This is a genomic window from Microbispora bryophytorum, from assembly GCF_006874465.1.
GTDB classification, from domain to species: domain Bacteria; phylum Actinomycetota; class Actinomycetes; order Streptosporangiales; family Streptosporangiaceae; genus Microbispora; species Microbispora bryophytorum.
The window spans coordinates 299,680-318,806 of the sequence record NZ_VIRL01000006.1 but is presented as its reverse complement, the minus strand read 5'-3'; the positions used below and the strand labels follow the sequence as shown (position 1 = coordinate 318,806).

Sequence of the window (19,127 nt, the reverse complement as noted above, 5' to 3'; positions counted from 1 at the left end):
CGTCGATGTGTCCTCACGACGACGAGATCGTCGTTGTTGTCTCCGGGAGACAGTCGTGGTCGAGCACCACGTGACAGGCGAGCTGGAGCGCGAAGCGGGTCTGCGGGTCGGACAGGTCGGCGTCGAGCGCCTCGGCGATGCGCCTGATCCGGTGGGCGACCGCGTTGGGATGCAGGCTGAGCAGCTCGGCCGCCCTGGTGCGAGAGCCCCAGCTGTCCAGGTAGGCCTTCAACGTGGGCACCGCCTGGGCGCTGAGCACCCCGAGGTGTTCCAGCGGGGCGAGCATGTCGCGGGCGGCCACCAGAGCGCTGTCGCTGCCGCTCAGCTCCGCGAGGAGCGCGTGGACCCCGAGCCGGTCGAACCGCACGACCTCCCCGGCCGCGGCGCGTGCGGCGGCCGCCCGCGCCTGCGACGCCGTACGGCGCAGCCCGTCCGGCCCCGCCTGGCAGGTGCCGACCCCTGCCCCCGCGATCGGCGGCCACGACGCTGCCGGTCCCGATGCCGACGGACCCGATGCCGACGGACCCGATGCCGACGGACCCGACGCTGACGGACGCGGTGCCCGCGGCACGTGGGGCACACCGGTGCCGTCGAGCGTCGTCCGCTCGTCGGCGGTGAGGAGCACGAGCACGCCGTCCTGCCACCGGGTGACCAGCGGCGGCGCCGACAGCTCGGCCGCATAGCCGAGCCCCTCGTCGTGAAGCCGCCCGTCGTGATGCCCGTCGTCGCGATGCCCGTCGTCGTGAAGCCGCTCGTCGCGAAGTCCCAGTCCGCTGGGCAGTGCGGCGGCGGTCCCGCGCGCCTCGCGGAGCACCGGATCCGCCGCCCCGGGGGCCGCCCCGCCGCCGGGGTCGCGCAGGAAGACCGCCACGTGCCAGCCGTCCACCGGCACGCCCTCGTGCCGGGCACGGCGGGCGGCGGTCCGGGTGTCCTTGGCGCCGAGCAGGGCCAGCAGCGCGCGCTCGCGCGCCGCCTCCGCCTCCCGCGCGGCCGCCCGCACCCGGCCGAGCGTGGTCGCGACGACCTGGGCCACGATCGCCGCCGCCGGGTCCTCGCCCTCCCAGCACACGTAGCCGTCCGGCCGGCCCCCGACCCGGATCACGGTCGCGTTGGCCGCCGGGTCGGCGAGGTCGGCGACCACGTACGCGACCCCGACAGAGGCGGACGCCGCGCGCAGGATGTCGTCCTCGCCCGCGCCCTCCATCGCTCCGAGGCCGTCGATCGCCTCACGCGTACGGCGCAGCAGCAGCCCGGGATCGGCGCGCACGGCCGCGCTGAGGCCGAGCACGGTGTCCGACAGCGAGTGATCGGAGGCCCCGGCGAGCAGCGCGACCCGCTCCCGTCTGGCCAGCTCCACCGTCTCCGGCGTGGTGCCCGAGGGGCCGGGCAGCACGATCCCGGCCAGGCCGCCGCGTCCGGCCAGCCGCAGCGCGTCGAGCACGTCGCACGACCGCATGGCGTGGCGGGACAGGATCGCCAGCGCGCCCGGGGCCGCCGTGGCCAGTTCGCGCATCTCGTCGACGAGGACGACGCTGCCGACCTCCCGTGCGTCCCAGGGCCCGGCGACGAGCGTCAGCCTGCGGCCCGTGGGCGTCCTGAGCAGGTCACTGACGCGGCGCATCGGGGGTCTCACCTCCGTGGGGGACGCGCGGAGCCGAGGAGGCCGGGGTGTGCAGCACCTCCTCCGCGCGGTGACATGCCACTTTACGCCCCTCGACCTCGCGCGCCTGCGGCGTCGCCTCCCGGCAGCGGTCCACCGCGAGAGGGCAGCGCAGCCGGAACGGGCACCCCGTCGCCGCCGCGGCCGCCTCGGTCCGCCCGGCGGCGCGCGGCGGCTCGCCGCCGAGGCGCGGCACCGCGTCGCGCAGCGCCCGGGTGTACGGGTGGGCCGGCCGGGTGAGCAGTTCCCTGGTCGGGCCGGACTCGACGACCCGCCCGGCGAACAGCACCGACGACGTACGGCACAGCCGGCCCACGACGCCGAGGTTGTGCGTGATGAGCAGGTAGCCGAGCCCGTGTTCGGCGGCCAGCCTCTCCAGCAGGTCGAGGATCCTGGCCTGCACGGTGACGTCGAGCGCGCTGGTGGGCTCGTCGAGCACCAGCAGCCGGGGCTCCACGGCCAGGGCGCGGGCGATGGCCACCCGCTGCCGCTGGCCGCCGGACATCTCGTGCGGCCTGCGGGCGGCGAGCGCGGGGTCGAGCCCCACGTCGGCGAGGAGCGCGGCGACCCGGTCCCGCCGCTCGGCCCCGGACATGCGGTGGTGGGTGGTCAGGGCCTCGGTGATCGACGCCCCGGCCGTCATGCGGGGGTCGAGCGCCTCGCTGCCGTCCTGGAAGACCGGCTGCACGGCCCGGCGGAACTCGGCCCGGCCGGCCCTGCCGAGCCGGGCCAGGTCGCCGGCGCCGTACCGGACGACGCCGGAGCGCGGGCGCATGAGGCCGAGCAGGGCGCGGGCGAGCGTGGTCTTGCCCGAGCCGCTCTCCCCGATCAGGCCCACCCCTCCCTCGTCCACGGCGAGCGTCACGTCGTGGACCACCGCCGTCGCGCCGTACGCGAGGGTGACCCCCTCGGCGGCGAGCAGAGTCATGGGCCCTCCCCCTCGTGGAGATCAGCAGGTTCGGGTGGTGCGGGCACCGCTTCCGGCAGTTCGGGCACGGCGGCGATCAGTTCGCGGGTGTAGGGATCGCTCGGCCGGGCGAACACCTCGGCGGCGGAGCCGCTCTCCACCACGGCGCCGTCGCGCATCACCACGACCCGGTCGGCGATCGTGGAGACCAGCGCGAGGTCGTGGGAGACCAGCAGCACGGCGAGGCCGCGCTCGTCACGCAGCCGGCGCAGCACCGCGACCACCTCGGCCTGCACGGTCACGTCCAGCGCGCTGGTCGGCTCGTCGGCCAGCACGACCTGCGCGCCGAGCGCGAGGGCCAGCGCGATGGCGAACCGCTGGGCCTGGCCGCCGGACACCTGGTGGGGGTAGCGGCGCAGGATCTCGGGGTCGAGCAGCACCGCGCGGACCCCCTCCTCCGCCCGCTCCCGCGCGTCCGCGCCCTTGACGCCGTGCCGGGCGAGCGCGCGGCTCATGAGCGTGCCCAGGCGCATGGTGGGGTTGAGCGCGGCCTGCGGGCTCTGCATCACCAGGGCGGCCCGCGAGCCGCGGATCTCCCGCAGCCGCGCCGGGCTCGCCGTGAGCACGTCCACGTCGCCGACCATGATCCGGCCGCGGACGTCCGCGCCGTGGACGAGGCCGAGCGTGCTGAGCAGCGTGGTCGTCTTGCCCGACCCGCTCTCGCCGACGAGCGCCACGCACTCCCCCGCGGCCACGTCGAGCTCGGGAACCGACGCGATCACCCGGTCGCCGATCCTCACGACGAGGTCTCTCACGCTGATCAAATTCATCGCGACAGCCTCGCCCTCAGCCCCTCGCCGAGCACGTTGAACGAGAACGCGGTGACCAGGATGGCGAGGCCGGGGAAGGTCACCACCCACCAGTCGGTGGTGAACAGCGACTGGCCCTGCTGGACCATCAGCCCCCACTCCGAGGTCGGCTCGTGGGCGCCGAGCCCGAGGTACGACAGCGCGGCCGCGGTGAGGATGACCCCGCCGCCGTCCAGCGACAGCTGGACCAGCACCGGCGTGAGCGAGTTCGGCAGCACGTGCCGCAGCACGATGAGCGGGGCGGGCACGCCCAGGCAGCGCGCGGAGTCGACGAAGCCCCGGGTGGCCACGGACGCGGCGACCGACGCCGTGAGCCGGGCGTACCACGGCCACCACGTCACCGCGATCGCCACGATCACGGTGGTCACGCTCGGCTGCAGCACCACGGCGAGCGCCAGCGACAGCAGCAGCGCGGGGAAGGCGAGGAAGATGTCGGTCACCCGCATGATCACGTCGCGTGCCCAGCCGCCGGCGTATCCGGCGACCACTCCCAGCACGACGCCGGCGACGCCGCTGACGGCCAGCACCGCGACGGCGATCAGCAGCGAGGTGCGGGCGCCGAACAGGACCCGGCTGAACACGTCGCGGCCGACCTGGTCGGTGCCGAACCAGTGGGCGCCGCTCGGCGGCAGCAGCGCCTCCAGGGGGTGCGTGGCCGAACCGCCGTCCCCCGGGTAGGGGGCGATCCACGGCGCGAGCAGCGCCGCCAGCACGACGACGCCCAGCAGCACGGCCCCAGCCACCGCGAGGCGGTCCACCCCGGCCAGGCGCCGCAGCGGCGTACGGCGGAGCGTGGTCAGGGCCGGAGCGGTCATCGGGCCCTCACCCTCGGGTCGACCACGCCCTGGAGGAGGTCCACGGCGAGGTTGGCGACGACGTACAGCACGGCGACCAGCAGCGTGACCCCGGCGATGGCCGGGGTGTCGAGCGAGCGGATCGAGTCGGCGGCGTACCGTCCGAGGCCCGGCCAGTTGAACACTGCCTCCACGAGGAAGCCGTTCACGATCGAGTACGCGAAGACGAGCGCGATCAGCGACAGCACCGGGTTCAGCGCGGGCCGCAGGGCGAACCGGGTGAGCACCGCGGTCTCGCCGAAGCCGAGCGCGCGCTCCAGCCGGGCGTGGTCGCGCGCCGACTCGTCGATGAGGGCGGCCCTGGTCATCTGGGCCACCACCCCGGCCGGGTACGCCGCGATCACCAGGGCGGGGAGCACCAGGTGCGCCAGCGTGCTCGTGAGGATCGGCCAGTTGCCGGTGATCAGCGCGTCCACGGCCGTGATGTTGGTGAAGAGGTGCAGGGGGCTGGTCCGGTCGAGCGACGCGTCGTACTCCCCGGCGACGGGCAGCCAGCCGAGCCCGCTGGCGAAGACCGTCTGCAGGGCCAGCGCCAGCCAGAACACCGGCACCGACACGGCCAGCATCGACGACAGCCGCACCGACAGGTCGGGCAGGCGGCCCTTGTAGCGGGCGGCGGCGATCCCCAGCGGGATGCCCACGACCAGGGCGATGATCAGCGCCGCGCCCACGAGTTCCAGGGAGGCCGGGAACGCCTGCAGGAGGTCGTCGCGCACGGGCTGCCGGGTGTGCAGGCTGGTCCCCCAGTCACCGCCGAGCAGGTCGCGCACGTAGTTCCACAACTGCACCGGCAGCGGGTCGTCCAGGCCGAACCGCTGCCGGGCCTGGGCGAGCTCGGCCGCCGTCGCCTTCGGCCCGGCGTAGGCCACGGCCGGGTCACCCGGCACCAGGCGCATGATGGCGAACGTGAGGACGATCACGCCCGCCACGACCAGGACGGCCTGGCCGAGGCGGCGGATCAGGTACCTCGGCATGATCAGGCGCCGGGCTTCAGGTCGTAGACGAACACCACGTTGGGGTAGGCCGGGTTGTCCACGTACCCCTGGATCGACTTGGCGTAGGCCCGCTGGTAGTTCTGCACGTACGGCACGGCCACCGCCGCCTGCTCATTGATGATCGTGTTCTGGAGGTCGGCGTACGCCTTCTCCGCCGCCGCCTTGTCGGTCGCGGTGAGCGCGGGCAGCTCGTCGATCTCCTTGTCGATCGCCGCGTCCTTCAGGTAGGAGAGGTTGAACTGCACGTCCTTCTCACCGTGGAAGACGTTGATGAACCAGGAGTAGGCGTCGGCGTAGTCGGGGAACCAGTACATAACGAAGATGTCCTGGCGCTTCGACGGGTCCTTCGCCTTGCCCTGGTCCCACTGCGTGGTCCACTGCAGCGGCTTGGCCGACAGCTTCACGTTCAGCTTGTCGAGCGCCGAGGAGAGCAGCGTGACCAGCAGTTCCTGGTCGGCGTCGCCCTGGGCGTAGGTCAGCGTCAGGTCGAGCTGCTTGCCGCCGGGGCCGTACCCGGCCTCCTTGAGCAGCGCCTCGGCGCCCGCGAGGTCCTGCTTGGGCGTGCTGCCGGGGATGTTGCCGAGCAGGCCCTCGGGGACCAGGCCGCTGGCGGCCACGCCCGCACCCTTCATCGCCGCCACGAGGCCGTCGTAGTCGATCGCCTTCTGCAGGGCCTGCCGGAGCTTCACGTCCTCAAGCGGGCCGGCGGCCGTGTTGAACAGCACGAGCAGGTTCTGGAACGACGGCGTCTGCGAGGTCTGCACCGTGTCCGTGCTCCCCGCCTGGGCGAACAGCTGCGCGTTGAGCCGCTGGACGAACGACACCTCGCCGCGCTGCAGCAACTGCCAGGCGGTGGTCAGCTCGGGCGTGACCCGGTAGGCGATCTTCTTGTAGTGCTGGCCGTCCCAGCCGCCCCAGTAGCCGTCGAACGCCTTGAGCGTGAGCTCGGTCTCCTTGCCCTTCTGCCAGCTGTCGATCGTGTACGGGCCGGAACCCGCGTCGTGGCCCTCGCCGAACCACTTCTTCAGATCGCCGGAGGCAGCCGTGGTGTCGTAGACGTACGACGCGTAGCCGGCCGAGGCGATCAGGTCGAGCGGCGCGGGGTACTTGAGCGTGAACTCGAGCGTCGTGGCGTCCTTGGCCTCGATCTTCTTGACCGCGCCCCAGATGTACGCCGCGCCCTGCCCCTCCTTCATCGTGCGCTCGATCGCCGCCTTGGCCGCCGCGGCGTCCACCGGCTTGCCGGTGTGGAACTTCGCGCCCTCGCGCAGTTTGAACGTCCACTGCTTGCCGTCGGACGAGGAGGTCCACGAGGCGGCCAGCCGCGGCTCGGCCTTCTTGGCCTGCGGGTTGTACCGGGTCAGCGACTCGTAGATGTTCTCCATCGCGATGTTCTCGTTGGAATACGAGCTCGCGGGGTCCCAGTCGGTGACGACGTCCAGGTTGGGGACGTACACGAACGTGTTGTCGGCCGTGCCTCCGGCCGAGCCCGCCGAGGAGCCGGGCTGCGGACCGGAGTCGGCGGCGCCGCGGACCTGCCCGCCCGAGCAGGCCGCGGCGGTGACGGTCACGGCGGCCACGGCCCCCGCGGCGAGAAGACGCTTGTGCCAGCGCATGTGAGGGAGTTCCTTTCCTATCCGGCCTGCCGGGCGAGGGGGCCGGCGGCCTTGACGTGCAGGCGCACCGCGGGCTCAGGAAGGTAGCTGAGAGGGATCTCGCTGAGCTCGACGATCTGAACGGTTGCGGGGTCGGCCCCGGCGGCGACGGCCCGTGCGGCCGCCTCCTCCTTGGCGTTGTCGATCAATCTAGCCCTGGAGCTCCCGCTTCCAGAAGCAGGCACGATCGTTTCGAGCCTGCCGCTGGCGAGGGCGATGGCCGCGCCCACGGCATTGGCCACCTCGGCGTGCGCCGGGCGGATCACCTCACGGGCCCCCGGCACCTGATCGGCCAGCAGGAACGCGCCGCCGCCGACCGCCACGAGCGGCCGGTCGGCGCGCCCGAGCGCGACCCGGTCCACCGCGTCCGCGACGGCCTCGTCGGCCGCCCGCACGGCCCGGGCCAGCCGCTCGTGCCACTCCTCGGGGACCGGACGGGTGCCCACCGTTCCCCGCCCGGCCGCCACCGCGGCGTCGGTCATGGTGGGGGTGGAGCCACCGAAGACGAGTGCCTCCGTGCCGATCCGGTAGCCCACCGAACGCGGCTCCGCCCCGATGATCGTGCCGCCGCCGAGCGCGATGGACAGGATGTCGGGCATCCGGAAGTTGGTCACGACCCCGCCGATCTCGACCGCCGCGGCCGACTCCCGGGGGAAGCCGCCGACGAGCACGCCGAGGTCGGTCGAGGTGCCGCCGACGTCGGCCACGATCGCGTCCGTGACGCCCGACAGGTACGCCGCGCCGCGCAGCGAGTTGGCCGGACCCGAGCCGATGGTCAGCACCGGGTAGCGCGCCGCGTAGTCGACGGCCATCAGCGTGCCGTCGTTCTGCGCGAAGTAGGTCTCGACCTCCAGGCCCCGCGCGTCGAGGGCCTCGCGCAGCGCGACGGTGACGTCGCGGGCCACGCCGTACAGGGCGGCGTTGAGCACGGTCGCGTTCTCGCGCTCCAGCAGGCCGAGCGAGCCGATCTCGTGGCTGAGACTCACGGGCACGTCGCCGATCTCAGCGCGGATGATCTCGGCGACCCGGTTCTCCTGATCGGCGCTCGCCGGGCTGAACACCCCGGCGACGGCGATCGCGTCGGCGGGCGTGGTCGCGACGAACTTCCTGACCGCGTCCACGTCGAGAGGCGCGATCTCGCGCCCGTCGACGAAATGCCCGCCCCGCACGATCGCGGTTCCCGCCGCGACGGTGTCGCGCAGGTCGTCGGGCCACTCGCTGAGCGGCGGCACGGAGGTGGTCGCCGGGGCGCCGAGCCGCAGCACGGCCACCCTGCCGAGAGCGCGTCGCTCCAGGATGGCGTTGGTGGCGTGGGTGGTGCCGAGCATCACCCGCTTCACCAGCTTTTCCAGGCCCGGCTCGGGCAGCCCGGCGAGGACCGCGTCGAGCACCGCACGCAGGCCCCCGGTCACGTCGGGGCTGGTGGGCCGCTTGGCTGTGGCGAGGACCCGGTCGTCGTCGTCCAGCACCACCGCGTCGGTGTTGGTCCCGCCCACGTCGATGCCGACCCGAAGCGTCCCACTCATGCGATCTTCTCCACCGGCAGGTAGTCCATGTCGTAGCCGAACGCCCGCGGGCCCGCCGTCTCCAGGCCCTTCGGCGTGCGCCACAGGGGGTCGCAGGGCCAGGCGAGCACGGTCACCCGCTGGCCGTACCGCAGCCCCTCGGTCGGGATCGCCGTCGCCGTCTGGCTGTCGACCACGGTGATCAGGTCGGGCACCATGGCCCTGACGCGCCCGTCCTCGACGGCGACGAGGTTCTCGTTCTGGATCTCCAGGGTCAGCGTCCTGTCCCGGTCGTCGCCGGTGCCCTCGACCGTCGCCGTGCCCCGGACGAACCCGCCGGTGGTCCTGCGCTCCAGGTCGGTCAGCTTGCCGGTGATCAGCCGTACGGCGCCGAGCTCCTCGGTCAGCGCGGCCAGCGGGTCCGCGGCGCCCTCGGTCGCCCGGCCGACCGCGATCGCCCGGCTCACCGTGCCCTCGATCACCGCGCCCGCGCACTCGCGCGCGGTCAGCACGTAGTCGGCCATCAGGGCGCTCGACCCCGCCGCCACGCAGACGGCCCGCGCGATCTGCTCCGCCCACAGGCCGTCGACCGGACGGATCGTCACGACGTTGCCGACGACGTCGGTCATGACCACGAGGTTGGCCGGGATCCCGGCCACGTACATCGAGACCATCTGGACCTCGGGGAAGGCCCGGCCCATCGCGTCGGCGTCGAGCAGCGGCAGCCCGAGCCTGGCCGCCCAGGCCACCGGGGCGACGCCGTTGCCGCCGCCGATCTCCGAGGACATGACCGCGGCGGGCCGGCGGCCGAAGATCCGTTCGATCTCCTCGGCGATCCTGACCGGCTCGTCCGTGCCGTGGACCATCTCGTTGCTGACGGTCGGCGCGCCGATTCCTGACAGGGGCAGCACGAGGGCGTCGTCGGGTAACTCGTCCAGGCTGACCAGCGGCACCTCTCCGTACTCACGTATCGCGCGCCGGGCGGCGATGGCGCCGGGGCGGACGTCCCCGCCGCCGCCGGTGCCGAGCACGGCGCAGCCGCGAGCCAGCGCTGCGACGTCCTCCAGTGTGATGCGAGCCTGCATGCGGGGAGCCTTCACCACCGGACGGTCCGGCCTCAATGTCACTGTGCGACATCTATCGGGCAATTGTTGTCGCCCCACGACAAGGCCGGAAAGGCGGTGCTCAGCGCAGCGGGTCGAACTCCCGCAGGGCGGCGGGCTGCTTGCCGGTGGTGATCTGTTCGGCGAGGAGCCGTCCGGTGGCCGGGCCGTGGGCCAGGCCCCACATGCCGTGCCCTCCGCCCACGTAGACGCCCGGGGCGTCGGTCGCGCCGATCAGGGGTCGCCCGTCCGGCGTGACCGGCCGGGGACCGACCCAGACGTCGGTGCGGTCCTCCCAGCGCACGCCCCGCAGCAGGGGGCGGGCCGAGGCGATGATCGCCTTCAGCCGGGCCTCGACCGCCGGAGCGTCCGGGTCGCGGAACTCCATCGTGCCCGCGACGCGCAGCCCACCCTGGTAGGGCGTGCACGCCACCCGTACGTCCGGCAGGTAGATCGGCCCGGGGACGGGGTGGTCCACCGGCACGGTGAACGAGTAGCCGCGGCCGGCCTGCACGGGGACGCGCACGCCCCAGCGGCCCGCCAGCCGGGACAGCCAGGCGCCGGTGGCCAGCACCACCGCGTCGGCGGTCAGGACGGCGCCGTCCCGGCCCACGACGACGACCTTCCCGGCGCCGGTGCGCACGTCGGCGACCTCGTGCTTCTCGATCGCGGCCCCCCGGGCGACGACGGCCTCGCCCAGCGCGTGGACGAAGCGGCCCGGGTCGACGTAGCGCTGCCCGTCGATCCGCACGCCCGCGGTCAGTGCCTCGGAGGCGAGCGGCATGGCCTCGGCCAGTCGCCGTGCGTCCAGCGCGGTGTGATCGACCGGCTGCCCGGCCTCGGCCATTCTGCGCAGCTCGTGGAGCAGGCCCTGGGCCTGACGCGGCGTCCGGAAGCCCGCGGTGATCGGCGCGTCCTCGACCGGGGCGGCCACGCCGTCGGCGGCGAGCACCTCGTAGGCCTCGATGCACTCGTCGTTGAGCGGCAGGTTGGCGCGCACGGCCCGGGTCCACGACGACCATCGGCAGTTGGCGGCGAAACGGGTGAGGAACGCCCACAGTCCCGGATCGACGGTCGCCGGGACGTGCAGCGGCGCGGCTGGGTTGAACAGCGAGCGCAGGCCGTACCGCAGCACGGAGGGCTCGTTCAGCGGGATGGCCAGGCCGGGCGCGATCCAGCCCGCGTTGCCCCAGGACGCGCCGGCGGCCACGCCCCGGCGGTCGACCACGGTGACCTCCACACCGCGCTCCTGAAGGAACCACGCGGTGGACAGGCCCACGATCCCCGCGCCCACCACGATGACCGACCGCGGCCAGTCGTCAACGCGTCCGGACATGCCCTACCTCCACACCAGGCGACTGTTTACCTGGTCAGCATCGCCCGCGCGGGGCCGCGCAGCGTTGTAGTGGCCGCACAATCGCGGCGCCCCTGTTGTGGATTCCGGACAACCCTTTATTCGTCCTCGGCCGCCAGAGTGATGAGCATGGCGAGGCGCTTGCGCGGATCGTCCAGATCCAGCGGGGTCACCTCGCTCATCCTGCGCAGGCGGTTGCGGACCGTGTTGGCGTGCACGCCGAGCCGTTCGGCGGCGACCGCGAGATCGCCCTGCGCCTCCAGCCACGCCCGCAACGTCGCCACGTAGTGGGTGTCGTGCTGCCCGTCGTGCCGGCGCAGCGCGCTCACCGGGCCACGTGCGGGGACGCGGCCCGCGCGCGCCGCGGCGCGCAGCCGGTGCAGCAGGATGTCGTCCCAGGACTCGTCGTACGCGGGCGGCCCGCCGGCGGGCACGGCGTGGGAGGTCTCGTGCACGGGCACGGCGTTGGAGGTCTCGTGCAGCGCCAGGCACTCCTCCGCCTCCCGGCGGCTCGCCGGCAGCTCCGCCGCCTGGGCCGCCGCACCGATCCCGGCCGCGACGCGCACCCGCGGCGGCAGCCCCGCCCCCAGCGCGGCCACCCATTCCCGTGCCGCCGCCGCCCCCGCGTCCGGCAGGATCGTGTAGAGCGTGTCGCCGAGCAGCGTGCTCCTCCCGGGCCTGGACCAGCCGAAACCGGTGGTGGCCCGCTCGAAGGCCAGCAGGAGCATCGCGTGCGGTTCCTCGGAGGTGTGCGTGCGCACCGCGACGACCCGCATCCGCGCCTCCGCCAGTCCCAGGCGGCTGACCACGGTCGCCGCGTCGGCGGTGCCCTCCAGCAGCCGGACGACCAGGTCGGACTCCACCTGCCGCTCCAGGTCCGCGCTCGCCCGGGAGCGCAGCAGATGCAACGCCACGGCGCGCGCGCCGTTGGCCAGCGCGGTGTGCCGCGTCCCGGTCAGGGGGTTGCCGCACGTCACCCACACCGACCCGAGCAGCTCCCGCCCGGCCCGCACCGCCACGGCCATCCGCCCGGTCATCCCGTGCGACGGGTCCGGCTCGACGAAGACCGGCTCGTCCGTCGCCGCCAGGCGGGCGAACACTCCCCGCGCCCGGAACGTCTCCCGCAGCCGCTCCGGAACCTGCCGCACCAGGATCGTCTCCAGCCGGGCCGGGTCGCCCGCCTGCTGCGAGCGGGAGTACGCCAGCACCCGCGAGAGCGGGTCCTCGATGGTCACGGCGCCGCCGACGGCGTCGGCCAGGTTGTCGGCCAGCGCGAACAGGTCCGTGGGCCCCCGCCCCGACTCGGTCTCCCGCCCTTCCAGCACCAGTCCGTAGACCACGCCGACGAGGTGGCTCCACGAGACGGCGGGGTCGACGAGCATCACCGCCACGTCGTGGCTCTCGCCGGCCACGGTCGCCTCGCGCGCCGTCTCGGCGCCCGCCCGCACCAGGACCACCGTGGCCTGCGCCGCGACCGCCCAGCGCACCGCCTCGGTCACCGACCCGGCGCCCACGGCCACGAGCACGTCACCGGTGACCCGGCCGTCGGTGGCGTCCGGCATCGCCACGCTGCGCAACCGCGCCGAGCGCCTCTCGGGCCGCCCGCACAGCCGTACGCCGTACGCGCCCAGCACGTTGACCAGGCGATCCAACGTGATCATGCGCTACTCCCGCCCGAGGCCGACGGCTGTGCCCGTATCGGCCGCGCTGGACTGGATCTGGGCTGGACTGGATCTGGGCCGGACCGGCCCTGGGAAAGGACGAAGGCCCGGTCTCCGTTTCCGGAGGCCGGGCCTTCGTTTCTTGGTAGCGGGGACAGGATTTGAACCTGCGACCTCTGGGTTATGAGCCCAGCGAGCTACCGAGCTGCTCCACCCCGCGTCGTTGTGTTCACAACCCTACCCGCCCCGCGCACAAGTGCCAAATCGGTTCCGCCCGCGGGCCGGCCGGCGGACGGGCCGCCGGCCACGCCGAGGCATACGACGGCACCACATCCTCGGCCCGGAAGGACTCCTGCCGCACTCCTCGTGATGATCGATCGACGCGGGTGCGCCGCCCCGCGAGCAACAAGATCCAGGCGCCCGTCCGGATCGAGACGCAGGCGCCCCCCAGGAGCACAACCGGCCCAAGGAGCACAACCAGTCAGAATCGCCGTGTCGATTCGAGGGGTCGGCTACCGGCATCACAGCAAAAAGAAACCCCCGGACCTGTGGGTCCGGGGGTTCCCGATGTCCTGCGACATCTTCTGGTAGCGGGGACAGGATTTGAACCTGCGACCTCTGGGTTATGAGCCCAGCGAGCTACCGAGCTGCTCCACCCCGCGTCGGCTCTACGAGACTATCCCGGCACCGGCCGGAAGGCAAACCGGAGCCCCGCGCCGTGGGGCGCGGGGCTCCGGAAGGGCTCAGCCGCTCGGTGCGGGGCTGGGAGTCGCACCGGCCGGTGGACTCCCGCTCGCACTCGGGCCGGCGCTCACACTCGCGCTCGGGGCCGGGGACGCCGTCGAGGCGGGCGTCCCGCCCTTGAGCTTGCCCAGGTCGTCCAGCGCCTTCTTCAGCGAGGTCTGCGCGTCGCCGTACGCCTTCCAGTCGGGCGGGATCGACGACAGCGCCTTCTGCGAAGCGTCGTACGCCTGCTGGGCCCGGTCGAGGGCCGACGTCAGCGCCGAGGAGCTCTCCGGCGGAGTGACCTGACCAGGTGGCTGGTTCGCCGTCTGGTCGGGTGTCTGATCCGGCGGCGTGGCCACGGTGCCGCCGAACACCTGCTCCAGGGCGTTGCTGAGCGTGGGGCCGAAGCCGACCTTCTCGCCGTACAGCACGAGCACCCGGCGGAGGGTCGGATACTTGCCCGAGGTCTCCGCGCGCGGCTGGATGTAGACCGGCTCCACGTACAGCAGGCCGCCGCCGAAGGGCAGCGTGAGCAGGTTGCCGTACAGCACGTCGGTGCCGCCGCCGCGCAGCAGGTTGAGCTCGGTCGACACCGAGGTGTTCGACTCGAACAGGTTCTGCGCCTGTGGCGGACCCTGGATGGCGGTCGTGCTCGGCAACTGGAGGATCTCCAGTGGCGGGTTCGGCGTGGCTGCCGTCGCGTCGACCGCCATGAACGCCGCCATGTTCTGCCGCTGGTTGGGCACGAACGTGGTGGTCAGCGAGAAGCGCTCGGTCTCGCTGCCCGGCATCTTCATGGTCACGTAGTACGGCGGCTGCTTGCTCTTGCCGGTCGCCGGGTCCTCCGGGACCTTCCAGAAGTCCTGGCCGCTGAAGAACGCGTTGGCGTCGGTGACGTGGTAGGAGGTGAGGATCTCCCGCTGCGCCTTGAACAGGTCGGCCGGGTAGCGCAGGTGGGCGCGCAGTCCCTGGCTGATCTGCGAGGCCGGCTTGACGACCCCGCCGAAGGCCTTCTCCCAGGTCCTGAGCACCGGGTCGGCCTCGTCCCAGGCGTACAGGGTCACCGTGCCGTCGTAGGCGTCCACGGTCGCCTTCACCGAGTTGCGGATGTAGTTGACCTCGTCCCTGGGCACCTGCGGCACGCCGAGGCGGCTCGACTGCACGTCGGTGGTCAGCGACTCCAGGCTCTTACGCTCGGAGTAGGGGTAGGAGTCGGAGGTCGTGTACGCGTCCACGATCCACACGATGCGCCCGTCCACCACGGCCGGGTACGGATCGCGGTCCAGCGTGAGGAACGGCGCGACCTGCTGGATGCGCTGCACCGGCTCGCGGTTGTAGAGGATGCGGGACTCGTCGTTGATGCTCGAGTTCAGCAGCAGCTTGGTCTCGCCGTACTTCACCGTGTAGAGCAGGCGGCGGAAGAAGTTCCCGATCGAGACGCCACCCTTGCCCTCGTAGGTGCTGTTCACCTGGCCGGTGGTGTTCTGCTGCTCGGCGCCCGCCTGTCCCTGCTGGGGGTAGTCCAGCTCGATCGGCCTGGCCGACTTCGGCCCTCCGACGATCGAGTAGTCGGGCGAGTTCTCACCGAAGTAGACGCGGGGCTCGTAGTCGCCGAGGTCGCCGACCGGCGGGATGTCGCGCTCGCTGAACTCCGGCAGGCCGCTGCTGTCCACCTTGTTGCCGGGCGCGGCGACGAAGCCGAAACCGTGCGTGTAGACCAGGTGGTCGTTGATCCAGTTGCGCTGCCCGTCCGGCGGGCGGGCGATCTCGCGGACCGCCACCACCGTGTCGCGCGGCTTGCCGTCGACGGGATACCTGTCGATGTCGAGCTGCTCGGGGAACTGGTAGTAGCCGCGGATCTGCTGCTTCTGCTGGAACGTCGGCGACAGCAGGCTCGGGTCGAGCAGGCGCATGCCGGGGATGGCCGACGCCTCGGTCTGCAGCACGGAGGCGTCGGCGTCGGTCTTGGCGCTGTACTCCGTGACCTTCGCCGTATCGACTCCGTAGGCTTTTCGGGTCGCGTCGATGTTGCGCTGGATGTACGCCTGCTCCTTGCTCTGCTGGTTCGGCTTGACCTGGAACTGCTCGACCAGCGAGGGATACACGGTGCCGATCAGTACGGCCGACAGCACGAGCAGCCCGAACGCCACGCCCGGGAACATCCCGCCCGGACGGATGACGCCGGCGAAGAAGATCAGCGCGCAGATGAGGGAGATGACCGCGAGGATCCCCTTGGCCGGGAGCACCGCGTGCACGTCGGTGTACGACGCGCCGAAGGTCTTGCCGCGATCGGAGAAGACCAGGCTGTACCTGTCGAGCCAGTAGGCCGCGGCCTTGAGCAGGACGAACACGCCGAGCAGCACCGACAGGTGCCCCCGGGCGGCCCGGGTGGCGTGCACCCCGCCGGGCGAGGAGATCCGGAACCCGCCGTACAGGTAGTGCACGACCGTGGCCGCGATGATCGACAGCACCACGGCGGTGAACAGGAAGTTCAGCAGCATCCGCAGGAACGGCATCGTGAACACGAAGAACGACAGGTCGAGGCCGAACTGCGCGTCCTTCTCGTTGAAGGGCGTGCGGTTCACGAACTGCAGCCAGGTCCTCCACAACCCCGCTGTGGAGGAGCCGGTGAACAGGCCGAGGACGCCCATGCCGACCAGGAAGACCAGCCTCCGGTGCGGGTCCATCGCGACGCGGTAGCGGTCGGCGCCCTGCGGCGCCCCGAACATCCCCGGCCCGAACATCGGGCGGGTGCGGTGCGCGAGCACCATGTTGCCGCCGACGATGGCGATCATCACGGCGGCGCCCACGATGAACAGCACCGCCTGGGTGAGCAGCATCGTGGAGAACACCGAGGAGAAGTTCACCGAGTCGTACCAGAGGTAGTCGGTGTAGATCCCCGAGAAGACGAGCAGTAATACGACGATCGCCACGACGGCGATCAGCACGGGTATCAGAAGGCGCGGCCGTCGGGGCAAGCGCACCGCCCGTCCGGCTCCGGGGCTCCGGAAGCTCACGCTCAACCCCTTGTCTCAGATTGGCAGGGCCATGATTGTCAGAGGGCAATGGTCCGTGCTAGGAAACCTACACTGCGACCGGCGTGGTCGTGGTAACAGATTTGATCGTTCTCGTGACACCCCGCGTCAAGACGGGCAGGTCACGGCCCCGCGCCCCCGGCGTACGCTCAGCCGGCCGGGCAGGCGGGGGCCTCGCCCTTGTTGTGATCGCGCAGGGCGTCGATCGCCTTGATCGCGCCGTCCAGCGTCTCGACCCGCACCAGGCGCAGCCCGGCGGGCGCGGCCTTGACGGCGTCGGCACAGTTGTCGGCGGGCGTGAGGAAGACCGTCGCGCCCGCCCTGCGGGCGCCGACCATCTTCTGCTCGATGCCGCCGATCGGGCCGACCTGACCGGCCGGGTCGATCGTCCCGGTGCCCGCGACCGACATGCCTCCGGTGAGCGCACCCGGCGTCAGCTTGTCGTAGATGCCCAGCGAGAACATCAGGCCCGCACTCGGCCCGCCGACCTCGCCGACGCTGATGCCGACCGTGAACGGGAACCGGTAACCCGAACGCATCTGCACGCCGACCTTGGCCTTGCCGTCGTTACCCGCCACGGTGCCGACCTGCACCTGCGTCGAGGTGCCGGCGCGCCTGACCGTGAACGTCACCTGCTCGCCGGGCTTGCGGCCCTGCACGGACGCCGCGACGGACTCGAGCTCGCCCACCGTCGTGCCGTCCACCGCCGTGATCTCGTCGCCCGGCTTGAGCTTCCCGTCGGCCGGCGCCCCCTTGTCGGTCTCGGCGACCGTGACCACCTTCTCGATCGGGATCTTGAGGGCGTTCAGCGCGGCGGCGGTGGCCGACTGCTGCGAGTCGGTCATCTCCTGCGTGTTCTGCTCCTCGACCTGCTGCGCCGAGGTGGACTTCGGGAACAGCGTCTCCTCCGGCACCACGGCGACCGTCGGGTCGAGCCAGCCGCGCAGCGCGGTGAGCAGATCGAGACGGTTGTCGGGCCCGCCCTGGTAGGCGACGGTGACCAGGCTCAGCCTGCCCTGCGTGGGATAGCTCTCATGGCCCGAAATCGTGATGACCGGTTTGCCCTTGACGTCCCCGATGGTGTTCTCCGTGGGGCCGGGGCTCAGCACGACGTACGGCACCGGCAGCATGGCGCCGATCACGGCCAACGCGAGCGCGAGGAAACCCGCGACCAGCAGGGTCAGAGCGCGTCGGGACATGGACGAACTCTATGCGTTCCGGGCTCCGGGTATTTCGCGGGTGTTAATCGCAGGCACCGACCCATTCGGCGTCTCCGTCGGCGAACACCTGGTGCTTCCAGATGGGCACCTCGTGCTTGAGGTCGTCGATCAGCCTGCGGCAGGCCTCGAACGCCTCGCCGCGGTGGGGGCAGGCCGCCGCCACGACGACGGCGATCTCCCCCAGGCGCAGGTCGCCCACCCGGTGGACGGCCGCCAGCGCCGTCGCCTGGTGGTCGGCCGCCACCTTCTCCGCGACCCTGCGCAGGTGCTCCTCGGCGGACGGGTGCGCCGAGTACGACAGGAGTGTCACCGGCCTGCCGCCGTCCTGCTCGCGCACGGTGCCGACGAAGACCGCCGTGCCCCCGGCGGCATGGTCCTCCACCGCGCCCAGCACCTCGTCCACGGACAACGAGGTGTCGCGGATGCCCAGCAATCGGATGACGTCCACGTTCCCGAGGGTAATGCCTGAGCCGATCAGGTGCGGCGCTTGCGGCGGGCGGCGCGGACGATCGCGGCCGTGCCGATGACTGCGACGGTCGCGCCGGCGGCGGTGATCGTGGCCTCCTTGCCCGACAGGCGGCGGCCGACGACCGCGTGCCTGCCCTCGCACAGTTCGAGCAGTTCCCGCAGCACGGCCTCGTTGGTCCAGGTCGGCTTCCAGCCCGCCTCCCGCAGCGCCACGCCGTCGACCACCCAGGGATAGACCACGTAGTGCAGGTCGGTCGCCGCGGTCGGCGTGATGCCGAGCCGGTGCAGCCGCTGCGCCGTGCCGAACGTCACACCGGCCGGCAGCTCGAACCGCTTCAGGCCGGAGATCTCCTCCACCTGCTCCATCTCCAGCCAGCCCTCGGAGCCGACCGCCACGACTCCGCCGACCCTGCCCAGGGCGGCGGCCTCCAGCGCGGACACCAGGTCGTCGACGTGGCAGAACTGCCAGCGCGGCAGGCAGCCCTTCACCACGAGCAGCCGGGGCGCCTCGAAGTGGCGGGTGATGACGGTGTCGACGCCCGGCCCGACCAGGGCGGCGGGCCGCAGCACGGTCACCTCCAGGCCGGGATGCGCCCGCAGCGACCGCCGTACCAGCGCCTCGATCTCCAGGTGGTCGCCCACCAGGCCGGTGTCGGGCTCGGCCGCGACCGGGGCGTCCTCGGGCAGGGGCACCGGGTTGTCGGCGGCGGCGCCGTAGACCATCGCGCTCGTCACCAGCACGACCCGCCGCACCCGGGCCGCGGCGCAGGCCGTGAGCACGGTCTGGGCGGCGCGCAGGTTGTAGCGGCGGCGCTCGGTGTGATCGCTGTCGAGCGACTCGTCCGTGCCCAGATGCACCAGGACGTCCACATCTGAGATTCGGTTCGCCAAGAGCGGATCACGAATGTCGAGGACCCGCCAGGTGACGTCCGGGACGTCGCCGCGCTGCTCGTCGATGGCCACCACGCGGCGGAAATCCGCAGACGAGGCCACTTTCGCGAGGAACGCCCGGCCGAGACCGGAGGCGGCGCCGGTGACGGCGACGACGGGGGGACGCAGGCGTTTCGAGGTAGGCACGAGGTCCTCACTTTGCACTGATCCGCCCCACGGCGGAT

The 19,127-nt window shown here is 72.5% G+C and carries 14 protein-coding genes and 2 tRNA genes; all 16 read right to left on the bottom strand.

Translation table 11 applies throughout. The features are described 5' to 3' along the window. Positions 1 to 13: 13 nt before the first annotated feature. Entirely contained in the window at positions 14 to 1,621 is a 1,608-nt protein-coding gene (locus tag FLX07_RS38405) for a helix-turn-helix domain-containing protein (RefSeq protein ID WP_142571411.1), read from the bottom strand. Beyond that, entirely contained in the window at positions 1,605 to 2,588 is a 984-nt protein-coding gene (locus FLX07_RS15180; RefSeq protein WP_142571410.1) for an ABC transporter ATP-binding protein, read from the bottom strand. Before FLX07_RS15180 ends, FLX07_RS38405 begins: the two co-directional genes overlap by 17 nt. Then, positions 2,585 to 3,382: an ATP-binding cassette domain-containing protein gene (locus FLX07_RS15175; RefSeq protein WP_229689742.1), complete on the bottom strand. Its 798-nt coding sequence runs from the start codon at positions 3,380 to 3,382 to the stop codon at positions 2,585 to 2,587. The genes FLX07_RS15180 and FLX07_RS15175 overlap by 4 nt, the downstream gene beginning before the upstream one ends. Positions 3,383 to 3,393: 11 nt before the next feature. Then, positions 3,394 to 4,251, bottom strand: a complete 858-nt coding sequence (locus FLX07_RS15170) for an ABC transporter permease (protein WP_142571408.1) — start codon at positions 4,249 to 4,251, stop codon at positions 3,394 to 3,396. Continuing rightward, positions 4,248 to 5,264, bottom strand: coding sequence for an ABC transporter permease (locus FLX07_RS15165; protein ID WP_142571407.1), 1,017 nt, complete (start codon positions 5,262 to 5,264; stop codon positions 4,248 to 4,250). Before FLX07_RS15165 ends, FLX07_RS15170 begins: the two co-directional genes overlap by 4 nt. Before the next feature lie 2 nt (positions 5,265 to 5,266). Then, on the bottom strand, positions 5,267 to 6,901 hold the full coding sequence (locus FLX07_RS15160; RefSeq protein ID WP_142571406.1) for an ABC transporter substrate-binding protein: 1,635 nt from the start codon (positions 6,899 to 6,901) through the stop codon (positions 5,267 to 5,269). A gap of 17 nt (positions 6,902 to 6,918) precedes the next feature. Continuing rightward, positions 6,919 to 8,466 carry a hydantoinase/oxoprolinase N-terminal domain-containing protein gene (locus tag FLX07_RS15155; protein WP_142571405.1) on the bottom strand — a complete coding sequence of 516 codons (1,548 nt, stop codon included), beginning with the start codon at positions 8,464 to 8,466 and terminating at the stop codon, positions 6,919 to 6,921. Then, positions 8,463 to 9,530, bottom strand: a complete 1,068-nt coding sequence (locus FLX07_RS15150) for a DUF917 domain-containing protein (RefSeq protein WP_142571404.1) — start codon at positions 9,528 to 9,530, stop codon at positions 8,463 to 8,465. The genes FLX07_RS15155 and FLX07_RS15150 overlap by 4 nt, the downstream gene beginning before the upstream one ends. A gap of 100 nt (positions 9,531 to 9,630) precedes the next feature. Further along, a complete protein-coding gene (locus FLX07_RS15145; RefSeq protein ID WP_142571403.1) occupies positions 9,631 to 10,884 on the bottom strand; it encodes an NAD(P)/FAD-dependent oxidoreductase in 1,254 nt (417 codons plus the stop codon). A 116-nt stretch (positions 10,885 to 11,000) separates the two neighbouring features. Further along, positions 11,001 to 12,563: a PucR family transcriptional regulator gene (locus FLX07_RS15140; RefSeq protein ID WP_142571402.1), complete on the bottom strand. Its 1,563-nt coding sequence runs from the start codon at positions 12,561 to 12,563 to the stop codon at positions 11,001 to 11,003. Between the two features lie 143 nt (positions 12,564 to 12,706). Continuing rightward, a tRNA-Met gene (locus FLX07_RS15135) sits at positions 12,707 to 12,783 on the bottom strand. A 365-nt stretch (positions 12,784 to 13,148) separates the two neighbouring features. Then, positions 13,149 to 13,225 (bottom strand) — tRNA-Met (locus tag FLX07_RS15130). Between the two features lie 81 nt (positions 13,226 to 13,306). Further along, positions 13,307 to 16,237, bottom strand: coding sequence for a UPF0182 family membrane protein (locus FLX07_RS15125; RefSeq protein WP_308424417.1), 2,931 nt, complete (start codon positions 16,235 to 16,237; stop codon positions 13,307 to 13,309). Between the two features lie 236 nt (positions 16,238 to 16,473). Further along, on the bottom strand, positions 16,474 to 17,523 hold the full coding sequence (locus FLX07_RS15120; RefSeq protein WP_142571400.1) for a YlbL family protein: 1,050 nt from the start codon (positions 17,521 to 17,523) through the stop codon (positions 16,474 to 16,476). Between the two features lie 43 nt (positions 17,524 to 17,566). Continuing rightward, positions 17,567 to 17,992 carry a molybdenum cofactor biosynthesis protein MoaE gene (locus tag FLX07_RS15115; protein WP_142571399.1) on the bottom strand — a complete coding sequence of 142 codons (426 nt, stop codon included), beginning with the start codon at positions 17,990 to 17,992 and terminating at the stop codon, positions 17,567 to 17,569. A gap of 26 nt (positions 17,993 to 18,018) precedes the next feature. Next, positions 18,019 to 19,089, bottom strand: coding sequence for an NAD-dependent epimerase/dehydratase family protein (locus tag FLX07_RS15110; RefSeq protein WP_229689743.1), 1,071 nt, complete (start codon positions 19,087 to 19,089; stop codon positions 18,019 to 18,021). Positions 19,090 to 19,127: the final 38 nt, after the last annotated feature.